Consider the following 16,742-nt stretch of genomic DNA (forward strand, 5'->3'; position numbering starts at 1 on the left):
ACGCGGCGGCGGGTTTCGCACCGATTTTTATTCGGCTCCGGCAGATTTGCGCAGTTCTTTCGAGTCGGTCTCGCGGCGGCAGAACTCCCGGAGGGTCCGGAATGCGGAACGAACCGCAGGCGGAGTTCATCCCGGCAGAGGTGCGGGGCGGAATTCAATTCTCCTCAAGTTCGTCGATGATGGTTCTGAGCATGGAGACGCAGCGGCTTCTGGCTGTGTAAACCGTTGACACGGAAACATTCAGAAATTCCGCGACCTCTTCTGCCGGACGATTCTGAAGGGCATACATCTCGAACGCCAGCCAGGTGACGGATTTGACCCGTTTCTTCAGCTCCGTGCACGCCATGGAGAACACGTGTTTCTCCCACTCCTCGTCCCAGGTCCGCTCCCACGCCTCGTCGGAAATGATGTCCGGAAGCTGTTCCCGCAGTTCGAAGCGGGGGCGGTTGTGGTAGATGCGGATCGCATGATTCCGGATGATGCCGCGCAGAAAATGGCGGAAGCGGCCGTGGGCCGGATCGTAACGGAACATCACATGATCGGGAACGCGGTCGATCTCATATTTTCCGAGGATGTTCTTCCGGAAGATTTCGGTCATGACCTGCTGAACGAGCTCCCGGCACTCATCGCCGGTCAGGCCGCAGTCGCGGCCGCACAACAGAATCAGCGGTTTGTATGCGGCGTAGAATTCGTTCCAGGAGAGTTCGTCGCCGGAGCGAACCTTGCGCAGCAGGGATTTTCTGGTCGTAAACATGGCGCCTCCATGATGCTGTTTCATAAACTTACTATGGAACAACATCGCGGATCTTGCAGAGTCATTGAAAATTTTTTCCGAATTTCACCGTCCCGATCACCTGCTCGAACTGCTCACGCAACTCCGGAAACGTATTCACTGTTGCAGTCAGAGCGATGGACACGGAATTTTTTCCCGTGGGGAGCACGTAGTTCAGAATCCGATATTTATCCGGTTCGTGGGAGAGATAGATTCTGATACCCGGCCGTCCATTGACTTCGACGCGGGAGATCTCGTAAATCTCCGTCTTGAAAGCAAGTTCTCCCTGATACAGACTCTTTATCCCGATTCGCATATCATCATCGGACATGGCCATAAGCTCCTGTCCGGGAAACGGCATGGACTGGATTGCGATGCTGTTGATAAAACCACCATCTGCGCTGGTGAGAATATAATCCGCCCCCATTTCGAGCAGGGCTTTGAGGAATTCGATCCGTTTCCGCTCCTGTTCACTCATCTCCTTTTGACTAATATCTTCAACGATTTGATTCACCGTTTCTTCGGTGATGGGGTCCCAGTTGAAAGGGATGGTCATGGAAAAGTCTGCCTGTTTGCTCTGGAACGTTTTGGTCTTTTCGTCCGCGAGATCGTACGGTTTCTCCGGCAGGAGCAGCCAGACGATCCCGCCGAACATGCAGAGGATCAGAAGTGCCGGAAGCCAGTGCCGACGCAGTTGCTTCCCCTGTCGCCTGAGAGAGCGGAACGCAAAGTCTCCGACACGGCGCATCGTGTCGAAAAACCGATCTTTGCGGCTTTCTCCGTGCAGGATGATCCGCTCGGCGCGGTCGAGCAGCTGACGGATCTGCTGCGGGGAACTGCAGCGCTCGGCCGGATCGGTTTCACACAGCGCGAGGCAGAGATGAACGAGCTGCTTCGAGCCGCTGTCCATCGGCATGTCCACGGGGAGCGAGGGAAACTCCTCCGGCGATTTCCCGGTGAACGCGCAGTAGATCACTTTGCCGAGCGCATAGAAGTCCCCGCGGGAGACGACGGGGGCTTCCGCAGTGAAATTGTCCGACCGCATCTCCGGCGGCAGAAACGCCAGCGTTCCGGCCATGTGGGTGAGCATGGTCTGTTCGGAAGCCATCAGCCCCATGTCGCCGATGCGGGCTTTTCCGTTCACAAAGAGGATGTTTTCGGGTTTGATGTCGCGGTGGAAGAGGCCGGCGGCGTGGATGACGGACAACCCTTCGAGGATGTCGCGCGCGATCCGGATGAGGGAGAGCGGCGGAATCCGTCCGGCGCGAAGACGGTACGCGAGCGTATCCGGCACGTAGGAATCGCCGTCGAGCACGGCGTTGTCCGCAGCGTCCATGGTATAGAAAAAATTTTCGTCATCCTCCCCGACATGGTGGATTTGCAGCAGTTCTGAACTGGTTTCGGTCAAGGAGCGGTAATAGGAGACGCCTTTGAGTTCACGCTTCCACTCTCCGCCGAGCTTCTGTTTCGGGATGATCTTGACTGCGATGATTTTGCCGGAGAGGTCGCGGCAGCGGTAAACCTCGCCCAGCGCACCGCAGCCGCAAAAAGTCAGCAATTCAAGCCCATGAAAATCGGTCCCGGTCCTCATTGAATTTCTCCTCCTTCTGTTTTGAACCATTCCGGTTTAATCTAACATAAAAGTGTTTTATTTCCAGAACAGAAGCGGAAATTCCGGGAAAAATACCGGATGAGACTTTGACAAACGAAGACGTTGGGAATATATTGTTTACATGTCGGATTTTCCGGCAGTGTTGATGAAAATCATAGATCAGTCATCGGACTTGTACGATAAAACTTGCAACTCTTATCAGCCATTCAAGGATCCGAAAACTGAGCGTGCTTGGAATGATTGTGCCCGGACAATGGGTACGATTCTTTTTGCGCGTTCTGCTTTTTCGTTGAGTGGCGGGCTTGCAAGTGCCTTTTCGTGCAGCGGAAGAGTGGAGCGTGCTTTTTTTTGCTCTTTTTTTTGCCTTCCGTGTAAGATCGGCCTTTCGACAAGTCAGTAAGACACAGTAGAGAGGCGTTCCGGTCGGGAGCAGATTTCCGTCCGCACGAAGAAACTTGCAAGTACCACTCACTCGGCGGAAACCACCTGCCCGGCCGCTTCTCCATGAATAAGATCGGACGATAACTTCTCAGCAGAGCGGAATTTCGGGAACCGCATGGGCCTGTCAATCCGCTGTTGCCGACAAAATGAGGAGGGGCGCGAGAAAACACCCGCGAATAATGAACCGAAAGAAGGGAGGTGATCCGCCTGGACATATGAAAAATGCCTTGTCAGCCCAGACACGTACAAACCAACGTTATGGTAGTTTCTCATTTGGTCAAATAACAGATTGGGTATCCGGAAAATCAGGATACGGAAATGGAGAGTTGTCATGAAAAAAATAATTCGACCGATTGACCTTCAGGCCAAAACGACCCCGCTGGATATCTCCGGCAAGTATAACTGGGAAAAACAGGTCTACGAGTATGATTCCTGCAAATTCGGAACGAACAATATGACCTCCATGGGAACCCGCTCAAGTACTATCAATATACAGGATGACAATACTACGGACAGTTATACTGACTGATCCACTTTACCGAAACGAAGTGAACGCCAGTTCTTCGTTCACTTCGTTTTTCATCAACCTTTCAAGGCAGGATACATGGGAAAATGATTTTTTTGCTCAGCAGCAAAATATCCGGTTCGAGCAACATGCTGATGGAGGTTTTTGCTGAACGCAAACTCCCGGCATTTCGTTTCAATCTGGACATGTTCGACAATTACAGCCTCAACTGGAACAAGGATGAATTTGAAATATCCGATCCCGCTGGACGACATTGCCGATCGTCGGAAATTACGGCGATGGTTTTTTACAAGGGCTTGATTCCAATGTGGCAGTCATTTGACAACCGCCAGGAGTATCATGCTGAAAAAGATTGGTTGATCTCCTGGCTGAACAGGCTGTACGACTGCTTTATGTGCTATGGGGCGGAACATAACTTGATCCGCTTATGGCGTCCGCACGGATTTGGATACGCCAAAACGTGGCAGATGAAGGTTGCAGAAAAATATTTTCACGTACCAGATTTCAAACTGCACTGGGGGTTCTCACTCCCATCCAAGCCGGTGATTGCCAAACCATTGACGCAACGCCCCTTTTCCAACGGCGAAATGGCTTATGCAAAAATCGTCGATCAGGCGGCTCTCGATCCGTCGTGGCCGTGGTTCACCCAGGAAATAGCCGAAGGAAACCGCGACGCCACCGTTCTTTACATCAACGGTAACGTTCATTGTTATCAATTTGCCACACCCAGAGGGAGCTTGACAGACTGGCGGGTCACGCAGGGGACTCCGGACAATCGATGGATTCCGTGGTCCGCGGGCAGGGATTTTGAACGTAAAATCGACCTGTACATGCGGGATCTGAAGCTGAAATATGGGCGACTGGATTTTATCATCGGAGGAAGCGAACCGCAGTTCCTTGAAGTCAATCCGGAAGGACAATTCGGCTGGCTCGATGATGAAGACGGACTCCCCCTGCACAATGAAGTGGCGGATGCCATTCTGGATCCGACATCAGTTGTCACACTTTAAAAAAGCCGAACCCGGGCTTCCGGGGAGATAGACACTGCAGAAAAGGCGGAATGGGTGATTTTTGCAGAATGACGGAAGAATTCCCCCGCATTGCTCAAAACTCCACCTTCTCCGACCGTCTGAAGCCCCGTTTTTTCAGAAGAAAACAGAAGATCACATCCTGCTTTTAAGAGGCTGGTCGAAATGAAAATCAGCAAAGTGAAAGACTCCTTTTTCTGCATACTTCCCTTGCTGAATGTACCGGGGATAGTTCGATACAGTCTCCTCCTGGTGTTGCATTCCGCACTGGTTGTGACGATACCTTTTCTTTCCGGAGCCTTTATCGACGCGCTGGTTTATGGCGGAACGGCGCTCGGGGTCTTTCTCTGTCTTGCCGGTTCTGCATTCACGGCATTGTTGCTGAACGTCTGGACAAGGGGTATGATTCAGAATATTGCCCGCCGGAAGGAACAGGATTTACAGTTGAGCCTCCTTCTGGCATTCCAGTCCCTGAAGCCCGGCGTGACGAATGGCTGCAAAACCGGAGAAGTTGCCATGAAGTTTTTCCGGGATACGGGAGTGGCGTCTATTTTTTTGAGCACGTACTATCCGATGCTGCTGGGCACAAGTACGAGCATTCTTCTGGCACTGGTGATGGTGCTCTGTAAAAATCCGCTGATCGCGCTGCTGTACCTTGTATTTCTGCCGTTGATGCTGGCGGCATTCCTGCCGTATACCGAACGTTTTCGACGTTTGAACCGAACGATACGCACACTTTACGATAACTCGATGAACAAAGTTTTCGAATTCATGCTGATATTCCCTTTTCTCAAGTCGATGGATGCCGGAGAGCGGTATGTCAGCATTCCCGGGGCGAGATTCCGGGCGCTCCGGAAAATGAACCTTGAAAACGACCGCTGTGCAGTTCAGTTTGAAGGGACGAACAAACTCATTCTGTTTCTTGGAGAATATTCCGTCCTCGGAGTTGCGGGATGGCTGGCCTGGAAAAAACACATTCCCGTGGGAGACATTGTCACATTTCAAATGCTTTTTCTTTCTGTGCTCAATGCCTTTTCCGGTCTGTTCCAACTTCTCCCATCCGTCGAGACGACTGCGGAAAGCGTGCGTTCCATGAATGAACTCTTGAAATCGAAAGATGTTGAAGATGTTTTGTCCGGCGAAATAATTCCTTCCGCCGGCGGAGATATATCCATCCGGCATCTTTCATTCCGCTATCCCCGGGCGGAGCGAAGGATATTCGAGGATTTCTCCTGTGAGATAAAAGGAGGCAGCGTCGTCGCCGTCACCGGAGCAAACGGAACCGGAAAAACAACTTTTCTTCATCTCATCACAGGGGATATCGAGCCGCAGTCCGGCAGCATCGTCATTGCGGGAAAAAAACTTGCACACTGGCAGAAGAGATCGTTCCGGCGCAAAACCGCTTCGGTATTTCAGGATTCCCTGCTGATTACGGGAACCATCCGGGATAACATTACACTGAAAAATCAGAATTATTCAGAAGCTGAAATCGCAGACGCGCTCAGGCTCTCCGGAGCCGATTCGATTGTCAAACGCATGCCGGACGGGCTGGATCACCCGATCGGCGGAGAAGGCGGCGGACTCTCCGGCGGGGAACGGCAGAAGATCGCCATTGCCAGGGCTTTGATTCGCAGACCGGACATCTTGATATTCGATGAAGTCGTCAACCATCTGGACTATCAATCCCGCATGAAAATCAGGCAGCTGATTGTTCAGATGCGCGGAAAAATGACGATATTTCTTGCCACACACGATCCTGATATGAGAAAACTCTGCGACCAGGAGATCTGTTTGAAGGAGACCAGCATCAACGGGAAGCCTCGAAAATGTTAAGTGTTATCATAATCTTTTTTCTGATGACAACAACCGGATTGGCGGTCTGTTTCCTTCTGGCAAAACGCCGCTCGAATCCGGAAAAAAAACTGTCAGATCCGTCCATGCGGATTCTGACGGAATGGGATTTGCGGTGCATGGCATTTCACGAGTCCGGACATGCGGTGTGCTCCTGTTATCTTCCCGAACGAGAATTGCTCGTGAAGATCACCATCAATCCGTCTGAAGAATCGTTTGGTATGATAAGTACAGAGAGACGTCCTCATCATAACGAAACGGAAACCTCCCTGCGCAGCCGGATCTCAACGCTTTTAGCCGGTTCTCTTGCGGAAGAGCTTTTTTTGAATACCCGCACCACCGGCGGAATTCATGACTTTGCCGATGCGCGTTCCATAGCGGTTGATATGGTGACCAAGTTCGGCATGGGGAGGCGGCTCGGGAAAGTGGCGCCGGTTTCCGTTTACGATAACTCCTACCGCCTGTTCAGCGAGGAATACCGGAGAAGAGCAGATGAAGACGCCATTGAGATCATCAGAGAAGCAGAGCTTGCCAGCCGGAATGTTCTCGTCTCGCATTCCAGTCTTGTTGTCGATCTGGCAGAATTGTTGCTTGAAAAACAAACTTTGAACAAAGATGAAATCATATCGTTCTTTCACTCTAAAGACAGGAGCAAACGATGAAGTTCAAAGAGATTTCCGGCTGGATTCAAGCGGTTCTGGTACTCATCCTGCTCATGGAATTGTCATGGATGACGCTGGTAGGGATTTTGTTGTGCTTGAAAGAAGAATTGGATTAAGATTCAGTTGTACAATCCGTTTATCTCTGTATCCCGGATGAAATCGGCACTCCAGACAAATCCCCTCCCCGGAGAGATTGCGTCCCTCCGCGCTCCCGGAATTGCGAAAGTAAGCGAGCGGCAACCTGGCGTCAGGAAGCGTCGTAGTGGAAAACACGTTTTGAATCCTGTTCCGAAAACGGGTTTCACTGTTTTGCCGCCTGTGACCAGGAACATTCCCCCGGACGGGAAAAGATGGAGCCGGCTGTCGGAATCGAACCGACGACCTGCTGATTACAAGTCAACCGCTCTAGCCAACTGAGCTAAGCCGGCAAATCCATTTGGTATAATATAATCCCTCCATGCCGGTTGTGCAAATCATTCCAACCCGTTTTCCGTTGTTTTCCGACTCTCCCGAAATTTTGAAACCTTATCAATGCAAAAATTGCATAAAAACAGAAAAAATTGTTTATTCTCTATTGACATTTGCATATTTTTTGGTATAATATATGGGTAACAGAAGGGAACAACACGATCTCCAAACATTTTGGTTCGTTTAAAATGCAAAGGGACGAAACTATGAAACAGAGATTTACACTCATCGAGCTCCTCGTGGTCATTGCGATCATCGCAATTCTCGCGTCGATGCTGCTGCCCGCTTTGAATCAGGCGCGGGCACGCGCAAAAGACATCTCCTGCCTCTCTAATCTGAAGCAGATTGGAAATCTCTCTCAGATGTACATCGACAGCAACAATGGAATGTTTCCGAAGTATGCCGGTCTGGAAGCTGCCGGGACAGCCTGCTGGCAATGTCACGGGAAGTGGCAGGATGGGCTCTATGTCGTTCAAAATGGAGGCAGTCCTACCGACTGGAGACATTGGGACTCCAACAAAGGCCGCCCGAAAAGCATCTTCGGCTGCCCGGCTCAGAGTGTCACCGGTTCCAATCAGAAAGTCGGAGCCAGACATTATGGCATGAATGAATGGCACGGAAATTACGACCCGAAAAATCATCCCGTCAACAAGGCTACCAGAGTCAAATATCCCAGCGGCCGCATGCTGTATATGGATATCGATAAAGTGAATGGCGACTGGGCCGAGATGTGTGCAGCCAAAATCAGCTGGGCGTATGAAGGTGCAGAAGCGTATTACCGCCATCAGAACGGTCAGGGCGTCAATGTCAGTTACGTTGATGGACACGCCAACGCCAGAACCCGCAACAACATTCCATTTGACTATACCTACAACGGCGGAAAAGAGTTCTGGAAAGACTGGTAATTCCGCTCTTCCCTGCAAAATGGAAAAAGCCGCAATCTCAAATCGGGATTGCGGCTTTTGTTATATCCACGGAAAATCTGCCGGCACACTACAGATTCGCGCCGAACGCCTTGAGCGCCTCCCGGACTTTTGTGCCTTCGAGCTCGGCGGGGGAGCAGCCGGCTTTCAGCGCCATCGCGGCGGCCATTCCGGCGGCCTGACCGATCGAGCAGACCGGCGGCATCACCCGCATACTGCTGTGCAGCGCATGATCAACCGAAATCGCCCGGCAGCCCATCAGGAGATTATCCAGCGAGGGAGGCACGATGCAGCCGTACGGAATTTCATAAAACTCCTCCGGCCCGAGCATCCGCAGATCGGTACCTGTTCCGCTCGGATTGTGGATGTCGATCGGATAATTGACCCGGGCAATCGCATCGGCAAACCGCGCACGCCGCACAAAAGCATCGACCGTAAGGTACTCAAGACCGAGAATCCTGCGCGATTCCCGCACCCCGATCTGCGAAGCGACCGAGTGGATTTCCGCCTGCTCATACCCCGGCACGGAACTGCGCAGAAAGGCGAGAAACTCGCGCATCTGCTTCCGCGCGATGATCTCCGCCTCGGAGAGCTCCTCGGCATTCGTCGCATCGTGGCGGATCACCCGGGTCGTATTGAAGTGAACCACATCCCCGTCGAAGTCGCTGAAGAACAACACGTCTTCCCGCGGGCAGTCGATCTTCCCCTCCTCCTTCGCCCGGCAGTAGAGTTCCGAAATCGTGCCGCGATCCGGCGTCCGGGAACGGTCGATGTGCGACAGTTTGAAACACAGCGTCATCGGCTGACAGAATCCGTCGGCATTCCCGAATTCATAATCGCAACCCGCAACCGCAGCCACATCGCCATCGCCGGTCGAGTCGATCACCATCTTCGCCCGGATCGCCGACAACCCCGATTTTCCCGTGAAAATCACGGCGGAGATCCGCCGACCTTCCTTGACCACATCGAAAAATGTGTGGTGATAAAAGAGTTTCACTCCGGCTTCCAGCAGCATGTCCTCGGTCGCCAGCATCGCATAATAGCGCGGAATGCTCCGGTCATCACCGCGTTTCACCTCAGTCGGCGGCGGCGGGGAGGCCAGATAACTGCGCATCCGGTTCACCCACTCGACATAGAGCGGACGGTCGAGCGTTTCGCTGCCGCAGTGGTTCGGCATGAACGGAGAAATCTCCCCGACATTCGCCATGCCGCCCGGGCTGCCGTAATGCTCGGCCGCCGCCACCGTCAACCCCTTGCGCGCGGCCGTGACCGCCGCGCAAAGTCCGCCCGGTCCCATGCCGACCACAAGCAGATCGACATCCGCCAGAACCGGGACCTCCTTTTCCAGACGATACTTGAGTGTTTCCATCTTACTGATCCTTTATTTGAAATAAGCCCCCATCTCCCGGAGGCGGGAACGCAGGACGACCGTGTCGACTTCGCGGAAATCCGTTCCGGCAAGCGTCGCGGCAACTCCGGCGGCCTGCCCCGTGACGAAGCACGGCGGCATGACCCGCAGACTCGACTGAATCGCCCGATCCGCCGAAAGCGCCCGTCCCGGCACAAGCAGATTCGCGAGTTTCTCCGGAATCATCGCACGGTACGGAATGCCGTAACTTTCTCCCCGCTTGAATCTTGTCCGATTCAGAACCTCTTCGACCCGTTTCTGCTCTTCCGCGTCGGTGGAGCCGGAATGGATGTCGATCGGATAGCAGCAGCGGCCGATTTCATCCTCGAAAACGGCCCGGGCTTCATAATCCGCAACGGTCATGCGATACTCTCCGATGATTCGGCGGGTTTCGCGCACACCGAGCAGCGACGCGGTCGCAAGCAGCTCCGCTTTCTGGAATCCCGGAACGTGGTTGCGGTAGAAATCCTCCAGCATTTTCGCGATTTTCCGTCCTTCGACATAGCCGCGGGTCAACTCAAATTCATCGAGAGTGTCGATGCCGTAAACATGGCCGAGATTTCCCGAAGCGGACGCCTTCGAAACCGGCTTCATGCAGACGAAATGATACTCCTGAAACGGAGCGGTCCCGGCCTCGGTCATCTTCCGCCAGATTTCACGGTCGGACGCCCCGGCCCGGCCCGCGACGGCCGCAGCTTCGAAATCGATGTTGGAAAACTGCGTACAGAGCGTCGGGCTCATCGTGTGTCCCCCCTCGTCGCCGAATTCAAATCCGGCGCCGGCCAGAGCCGCGAGCAGAGCATCGCCCGTTCCGTCGATAAAACGGCGGCCCGTGACCCGTTTGAGCCCCATCGAAGTGGCGACGAGGACCGCGTTGATCCGCCCGTTCTCCACCTCAGCCTCACACACCTTCGCACCGAAAACAAAGCGGATTCCGGCCGCTTCGGCCATCTCGTCGAGCAGCCGCTTCAGGATCTCCGGATTGATTGCCTGCCAGTGATCCTGCCAGGGCTCGATTCCCATGCGGCGGCACATTTCAAGATTGATCTCCTCGAAGATTCCGCCGTAAATCATCCGTTCGCCGTCCGACACCGGTGCAAACATCGGAACAAGTCCGGCGGTGCCGAGTCCGCCGAGCATGGTCGTCTGTTCGAGCAGCAGCACCTCTCCGCCGTTCCGCGCCGCGGCCAGCGCCGCAGCAAATCCGGAGGGTCCGCCCCCCACCACCACGATTTCCGCATCCGCCAGAAGCGGAAGAGCCAGCGTCTGAATCATGTTTTCCTCCTGATCGTGTTTGGGAACAATGACGTTTCCTTACTCAATATACCCCGGAAAACTGGTTTTTATATCGTAATCATGCTATATTTTATAGAAAAACCGCTGTTTAGCAATAAAACATGGGCGTTTCATGAAGGAATCGGAAGATATTTTTCTGGATCTGCAGCAGAAACTCGAAGGATTTTCCGCGCTCGCCGGTACCGGCTGCATCTGGAAGGTGTCGAACTATCTTGTGCCGGAACCGGATCTGCCGTGTCGCTGCGGCCAGCACACCTGCGAATTCTGCACGGCGGTGAAGAGCCGCAACAGCGGACGCGGCGAGACGCGCTGCGTTTATCACGACACGCGGGAGATCACCGGGCGGCTCTCGCAACATCCGACGCCATTTGTGAGCAGCTGTCACGCCGGGGCGGTCGAAGTGGTCGTTCCCCTGCCGCCGGAAACGGCGGAATACGCCGGGGCGGTTCTGCTCGGACCATTCCGGCCTGAGGGCGGGAGCTGTCGTTACCCGGAACTCGAACCGCTTTTCCGGAAGCTGCCGGTTCTGCCGGAAAGCGCAGCCGGAAAATATGGAGAATTCGTTACAACGGTATTCGCCCCGGCGGTGCAGCAGGCGTATTCGGATTCGGGAAGTCTGCTGCCGCGCCGTCCGCGCGACCGGCGGATCGCCGAAGCGCTTGCGATCCTCCGGCAGCATGCGCAGGAGAATCCCTCCGCGGCGAACGTTGCCGAGCGGCTGTTTCTGAGTCCCTCGCGGCTGCTGCATCTGTTTCAGGCCGAATGCGGCATCGGGTTCGGGGAGTATCTGCGGAAACTCCGGTTGCGCAGAGCGCGCCGCTTTCTGCTTGCGGCGGACTGGCCGATCGGGCGTGTGGCCGAAGCGAGCGGATTTCCGGACCAGAGTCATTTCACGGCGATGTTCCGCAGGGAATTCGGAATGCCGCCGCTGCAGTACCGGAAAAAATTCGGACGCGGCGGACATACGGCCTGAAAAAAGGCTTGCAATTTTCCGCTCCACGTGGTATTCTTTGAAATCACAGCTCTGGTTAACGGGAAGGAAAATCACCATGATTCAGGGAATCGCACACATCTGCATCCGCGTGGCCGACCTCGACAAGACCCTCCGCTTCTACCGGGAGGGACTCGGCCTTGAAAAGGCATTCGACTTCGTGCGCGACGGAGAAGTCATCGGCTTCTATCTGAAGGTCGGCAGCCACAACTACCTCGAATTCTTCCGCAGAGAAGAGATGAAAACCGGCCCGAATCCGATCGATCACTTCTGCCTCGAAACCGATTCGATCGATGCCGTCAACGTCCGGCTGGCCGAAGCCGGATACGCCGTCGGCGAAAAGAAGATGGGAGCCGATCATGCGTGGCAGGCGTGGATCACGGATCCGGACGGGGTGCGCATCGAGCTGCACGAATACACCGCCGACAGCTGCCAGAAAACGGGTTCACCTTGCATACTTTGAGCGAAATCCGAGTCGAGAGCCTTGACTTTCCGCAAAAAAGTGATACTTTAGCGGCGGCGGCGAATCCGCTGTTTTGAGCCAACCAACAAGGAATGACAAGATGAAATTCAATCATTTTCTGATCGGATGCTTCGCCGGCGCGGTTCTGCTCGCGGTTGCGGGCTGCAGTTCGCCGCGACTGCCGGAGGGGCGGTACTCCTCGACCGGACGGGAAGATTATGTGCTCGTGAACAACGACCTGATTTTCCTGCACATTTCAACGCCGCAGGAAAATCCGGATGTATTCGCGTTCTGGGACTGGGCGGGCGGCTACTCGCTCTCGAACAACGGGTATCTGACGCCGGACATGGACGCTGAACTCTGGAAGAAGTGGAATTTCTATTACAGCTTCCTCTATGAAAAAGGTGCGCTCAAGGTCATCGACAAGGGGGATGGCCGTCCGCTAATGACGCTGATCCTCGAACAGCCGCGCCGCCGCTGACTCCGTTTCGAAACAAGAGGCTGCTCTTCTCCGCCGTTTACCGGGCTTCTGCCGGGGGAACGGCGGTTTTGTTTTCTGCCGGAGATGCAGACACAGGAGTATGACGGGATGTGCAGGAAAAAAATCAATGGATGATTCCTGTCCTCCACCAATCGACAGAACAGATGAAAACGGTATCCCGGCCAAATCGCCGGAAGAGCGTACACCCATCCGACAGCTCCGGGCCAGTCCAGTGGAAGGCGCCATTTCGTCGCCGACACCTCTGCCCGCAAAGGCGGCGTGATGGCCAGTCATTTGTCGCGTTGAGCGGCAGCTGGTGCAAGCGGGAGGAATGCGCTCCGGCCCGCTTCGCGTCCCTGCGGCAGCGGGAGGTGGAACGTCTTTCCCCCGAGGAGGAAGTCGCAACTCTCCCGCTTCCGACCGGGATCAGCCGCATAAAATCTGCCGTTCCGGAGCATGACCAGAGCGGGCTGTTTCGCTTCAAGCGTGCTTCCGTCCGGCAGCGTGACGGTGCCGGCTTCAAAGAAGGCCGCCATAACCGTGCCCCCTCGCGCAACGGCATGAATCGCATCCGAACCGGTCTTCAGGAGCCGCACATCCGATTCCGGCTCGGAGTGGAATGTCACACAATAGGCGTAGGAGCCGTTTTCCGGACGCACGCCGTGATAGATCGTCAAGGTGAAAAGTTCTCCCTTTACCGGGTCGGCGGACAAGGCTGCGGTCACGCGTTTCCAATTGCCCGTTCGTTCCCCCGTCTCGGCCCACGCGCCGCGGTCGGAGTCGAGCAGCCGGTAGACGAAATTGCCGTTCCGGAACACATTCCCGGCCTCGTTCCGCACGGTTTCACCCGCGCTGCGGAGCTGGGAGACCGTAGTCAGGACCGGAGCGTCGAGTTCACTGCGGATACGGCTGCCGACAGCAACCATCTCGCCTCCGAAGAAGAAACAACTCTTTTTCGCCTCCACCTCGCTGTTGTCATAATCCATCGCGCAGAATCCGACCGTGCCGTCGGAGAGACCGCCGACCCATTCCTTCCGGTTCCGGAGCGCGGGCCCGTCACAGAGAAGACTTGAACCGTTCTGCACGGAGGTTATGCCCGGAATTTTACGCCAGTCCCAGATTCCGCCGATGTCGCACAATTCGTTGTTTCCGCTCATGAAGAGCGTTGCGCCGTGACCGGTCAGACGGCCAAGCTGGTTCTCGGAATTGACCGTTTCGCTCGAAACCGTGCGCGGAGAGGCCATCTTCACCGACCAGTAACACTCCGGCGTCCGCTGGACGTAAAAATCGCTGTCCGGAAAAAAACGGCTGCCGGAAAAACGGAAATCCCTGTCGTCAACGGTGTTCCTCCAACCGGTCGAAATTGCCGCAAGCCGGTTTGCCCCTGCGACTGCGCTGCGATATTTCGCCTGCGGATCTCCGGGGGTGATCTGCCGCCCGCAGGCGCTGAAATCCATCTGCCGGTTGAACAACACCCAGCAAATGCCTTGGTCAAAATAGTTCCGGAGGATTTCCACCTTCCCGTCCGGCAACGCGAAACGGGTTCCGCGCAGTACGGTCGCCCACTTCGTCATTTCATTGAAAAACGACAGTCCGTAATTGCCGAACTGCAACTGTGCCCCGTGCTGGTGGAAACTCCAGTCCGGCTGAATCCCTTCAGCATTTTCCGGAGCGCAGCGCAACTCCTCGGCAATCGCATCGGCGCCCTCCCGAACCAACTCCGGCTTGCCGTAAATGACCCCCTTGAACAGGTGAACCCCGGCAAGCCATACCCGGTTCTGCGCGGTCATGCCCGGTTCGGAACGGTCGAGAATCGGCGTCAAATCCCGCAGCAGTTCCGGCGGCAGTTCGTCCCCGAGCAGCAGAATGATCGTACAGAGCAGTTGCGGCGTCCCGATGCTCTGATACCACCAGTTGGGGCTGGTCGGATCGCGCCTCGCCCAGAACTCAAGTCCGCGAACCACCGCATCCCGCGCCTCCCGCTGCTGAAAAAAAACACTCCCCGGGCAGCGATATCCGGCAGCAATCTCCCGCAGCCGGACCAGGTGCGTCCGGGGCGGCCAGTGCCCACGTTGTTGATTCCCGTAATCGACATCGCACCAGGAGCCATCCGGTTGCTGGGACTCAAGAATCTTCCGGTTCAACGTCCCGGATCCGGCCTGCGCAAAATAATTCGCCGCCTGTTCCCAGATCTTCCCGAGATCGGCATCCAGCGCATACAAATTCAACAACGAGATCATCGTCACAACCACCGCCCCCGCAATCTTCATTGTTCATCTCCTTTCCGGACTAAGATAACATCTCCAATTCCAGGATGCAAATCAAATCAGAAGGAAAATATTTCAAGATTCAATACAATAAGGAATACCGAATTTACGTTATAGGATCAGGATCGATCCAATCGATACAACAACCATAAAACAGAAGGAGAAGAAAAATGAATCGGACAGTCAAATCCCTGTTGCTGACCGTGATTCTGGTTGCCGGAGCGTCCTGCGTGCAGGCCGGCGACCATGGACCGAGCGATGGAGTCGAAATCACGCGGACGATCGTGAACGGGATCTCCTGGATTCTGAGGCCATATCCGCCGCCACCGCCGCCACCGCCGCGCTGGTGTCCGCCCCCGCCCCCGCCGCGCTGGTGTCCGCCACCGCCACCGCCGCGCTGGTGTCCGCCGCCACCGCGCTGGAATCCGCCGCCGCGACCGCCGCATCACATGCGGCCCGGCCGCCCGGGCGGTCCAGATCGACGTCCTCCCGCCGCCCGGCCGCCGAAACGGTAACGGAACAACGCCTCATCGAAGCCGGTTGACGGCCTCCATTCAGCCCGGTACTCCCAGAGCTGAGAATGACCAGGGAGATCGTTTCACCGGTTTCGATCGGCGATTCGGCGCAGCAGAGGAAACGTGCAGAGCAGCGCACGCAGAAAAATTCCTCCCGGCGCTTCAATCGCACCAGGAAGAAAATTCTGCTATTGCGGTTTATTTCCAAACTCGGAGGAACGGTTCACCTTTGCGGTTCCGCTCTTTTGAAGCCGGCTGCGAACCAGGAAGACCAGATAAACCGCCAATGCGAAGACAAAGAGGAAATGAATGATCAAACCGAGCGCAGAAACGGTATAATCCGGCAGAATCTCCCGCTTTCCGGCCAGATGCAGCGCCGACAGAAAAATCGCAGCAAATCCGACACACAACGTCGTGCAAATCCCATAAAAAAGCCCCGAGCGCAGATAGAAGTTTCCGGGGGATTTCTCCGTCGTCAACAGATTGCAGAGCAGGTATGTGACAAATACGATGCCGAAGAGTTCCAGATAGGTGGGATAGAGCGGGAAACGCCCCGGCGCGGAGAGAGTCCGCAGAAAAAAATCAGGAACCATGCCGATCGGCTCCTGCGAATCCCGCAGCTTTTCCGCCGCCGTCGCACGGAGAATCTCCACGATACATCCGCACAGGAAAGCGTGAATTCCCACCAGCAGAACGATCCCGATTTTTCTCCATGCGCTCAAGCCGCCTCTCCCATCGTCATCCCTTCTCCACGAAATGCGGGGAAAATCCCGATGGGGTCCCGCATTGTCCCGATTCTTCCGGAACTCCAGATACAATAGCATCGGCGAAACATCTTTTCAACTTTCATTCCCGAACCGGCAAAAAAACAAGAATATTTCTGATTTCAATATAATAAGGCAATCCGAAATTACGTTATATGGTCAGGATCGATCCGGAGAAGACACCCACCTCATCACATAAGGAGATGGTATGATAAATAGCTGACGTTCGCGGTTTCTGCTTGTGGCGTGTAATTTATGGCGATTAACTTACACG

The 16,742-nt window shown here is 54.9% G+C and carries 15 protein-coding genes and 1 tRNA gene; 7 read left to right on the top strand and 9 right to left on the bottom strand.

The annotated features are described in order from the left end of the window. Positions 1-154: 154 nt before the first annotated feature. Together Q0K10_RS08935 and Q0K10_RS08940 are read right to left on the bottom strand one after the other, a co-directional pair. The gene (locus tag Q0K10_RS08935; RefSeq protein ID WP_294506052.1) at positions 155-754 is read right to left on the bottom strand and encodes a sigma-70 family RNA polymerase sigma factor; all 600 of its coding nucleotides are present in this window, start codon (positions 752-754) and stop codon (positions 155-157) included. A gap of 61 nt (positions 755-815) precedes the next feature. Beyond that, a complete protein-coding gene (locus Q0K10_RS08940; RefSeq protein ID WP_294506054.1) occupies positions 816-2,363 on the bottom strand; it encodes a protein kinase in 1,548 nt (515 codons plus the stop codon). A gap of 1,074 nt (positions 2,364-3,437) precedes the next feature. Here Q0K10_RS08940 and Q0K10_RS08945 point away from each other — a divergent pair. Next, the gene (locus tag Q0K10_RS08945) at positions 3,438-4,361 is read left to right on the top strand and encodes a hypothetical protein (protein WP_294506056.1); all 924 of its coding nucleotides are present in this window, start codon (positions 3,438-3,440) and stop codon (positions 4,359-4,361) included. Here Q0K10_RS08945 and Q0K10_RS08950 read toward each other — a convergent pair. After that, positions 4,358-4,582 carry a hypothetical protein gene (locus tag Q0K10_RS08950; protein ID WP_294506081.1) on the bottom strand — a complete coding sequence of 75 codons (225 nt, stop codon included), beginning with the start codon at positions 4,580-4,582 and terminating at the stop codon, positions 4,358-4,360. The two genes, Q0K10_RS08945 and Q0K10_RS08950, sit on opposite strands and share 4 nt — an antisense overlap. On the opposite strand from Q0K10_RS08950, the gene Q0K10_RS08955 reads away from it, so the two are divergent. Further along, positions 4,545-6,212: an ABC transporter ATP-binding protein gene (locus Q0K10_RS08955; protein ID WP_294506058.1), complete on the top strand. Its 1,668-nt coding sequence runs from the start codon at positions 4,545-4,547 to the stop codon at positions 6,210-6,212. The genes Q0K10_RS08950 and Q0K10_RS08955 overlap by 38 nt on opposite strands. Beyond that, on the top strand, positions 6,206-6,892 hold the full coding sequence (locus Q0K10_RS08960; protein WP_294506060.1) for a hypothetical protein: 687 nt from the start codon (positions 6,206-6,208) through the stop codon (positions 6,890-6,892). Before Q0K10_RS08955 ends, Q0K10_RS08960 begins: the two co-directional genes overlap by 7 nt. 351 nt (positions 6,893-7,243) lie before the next feature. Here Q0K10_RS08960 and Q0K10_RS08965 read toward each other — a convergent pair. Then, positions 7,244-7,320, bottom strand: a tRNA-Thr gene (locus Q0K10_RS08965). A 246-nt stretch (positions 7,321-7,566) separates the two neighbouring features. Between Q0K10_RS08965 and Q0K10_RS08970 the strand changes: the two genes are divergently transcribed. Beyond that, positions 7,567-8,265: a type II secretion system protein gene (locus Q0K10_RS08970; protein ID WP_294506062.1), complete on the top strand. Its 699-nt coding sequence runs from the start codon at positions 7,567-7,569 to the stop codon at positions 8,263-8,265. 88 nt (positions 8,266-8,353) lie between these two features. On the opposite strand, the gene Q0K10_RS08975 is transcribed toward Q0K10_RS08970, so the two are convergent. Both Q0K10_RS08975 and Q0K10_RS08980 read right to left on the bottom strand, forming a co-directional pair. After that, the gene (locus Q0K10_RS08975) at positions 8,354-9,652 is read right to left on the bottom strand and encodes an FAD-dependent oxidoreductase (RefSeq protein WP_294506064.1); all 1,299 of its coding nucleotides are present in this window, start codon (positions 9,650-9,652) and stop codon (positions 8,354-8,356) included. A gap of 12 nt (positions 9,653-9,664) precedes the next feature. After that, positions 9,665-10,966, bottom strand: a complete 1,302-nt coding sequence (locus Q0K10_RS08980; RefSeq protein WP_294506065.1) for an FAD-dependent oxidoreductase — start codon at positions 10,964-10,966, stop codon at positions 9,665-9,667. Between the two features lie 133 nt (positions 10,967-11,099). Between Q0K10_RS08980 and Q0K10_RS08985 the strand changes: the two genes are divergently transcribed. The 3 genes from Q0K10_RS08985 to Q0K10_RS08995 all read left to right on the top strand — a co-directional run bounded on the left by Q0K10_RS08985 (position 11,100) and on the right by Q0K10_RS08995 (position 12,922). Next, positions 11,100-11,960: a helix-turn-helix domain-containing protein gene (locus Q0K10_RS08985; protein ID WP_294506066.1), complete on the top strand. Its 861-nt coding sequence runs from the start codon at positions 11,100-11,102 to the stop codon at positions 11,958-11,960. 76 nt (positions 11,961-12,036) lie between these two features. Further along, on the top strand, positions 12,037-12,441 hold the full coding sequence (locus Q0K10_RS08990) for a VOC family protein (RefSeq protein ID WP_294506069.1): 405 nt from the start codon (positions 12,037-12,039) through the stop codon (positions 12,439-12,441). 100 nt (positions 12,442-12,541) lie between these two features. After that, positions 12,542-12,922 carry a hypothetical protein gene (locus tag Q0K10_RS08995; RefSeq protein ID WP_294506071.1) on the top strand — a complete coding sequence of 127 codons (381 nt, stop codon included), beginning with the start codon at positions 12,542-12,544 and terminating at the stop codon, positions 12,920-12,922. Positions 12,923-13,212: 290 nt separating this feature from the next. On the opposite strand, the gene Q0K10_RS09000 is transcribed toward Q0K10_RS08995, so the two are convergent. From Q0K10_RS09000 to Q0K10_RS09010, 3 genes are all read right to left on the bottom strand, one after another. Continuing rightward, positions 13,213-15,192, bottom strand: a complete 1,980-nt coding sequence (locus Q0K10_RS09000; protein WP_294506074.1) for a polysaccharide lyase family 8 super-sandwich domain-containing protein — start codon at positions 15,190-15,192, stop codon at positions 13,213-13,215. 267 nt (positions 15,193-15,459) lie between these two features. Then, the gene (locus tag Q0K10_RS09005) at positions 15,460-15,843 is read right to left on the bottom strand and encodes a hypothetical protein (protein ID WP_294506077.1); all 384 of its coding nucleotides are present in this window, start codon (positions 15,841-15,843) and stop codon (positions 15,460-15,462) included. Positions 15,844-15,892: 49 nt separating this feature from the next. Continuing rightward, positions 15,893-16,426, bottom strand: coding sequence for a hypothetical protein (locus Q0K10_RS09010; protein WP_294506079.1), 534 nt, complete (start codon positions 16,424-16,426; stop codon positions 15,893-15,895). Between the last annotated feature and the right edge of the window lie 316 nt (positions 16,427-16,742).

This window comes from uncultured Victivallis sp. (assembly GCF_944391105.1).
Lineage (GTDB): Bacteria > Verrucomicrobiota > Lentisphaeria > Victivallales > Victivallaceae > Victivallis.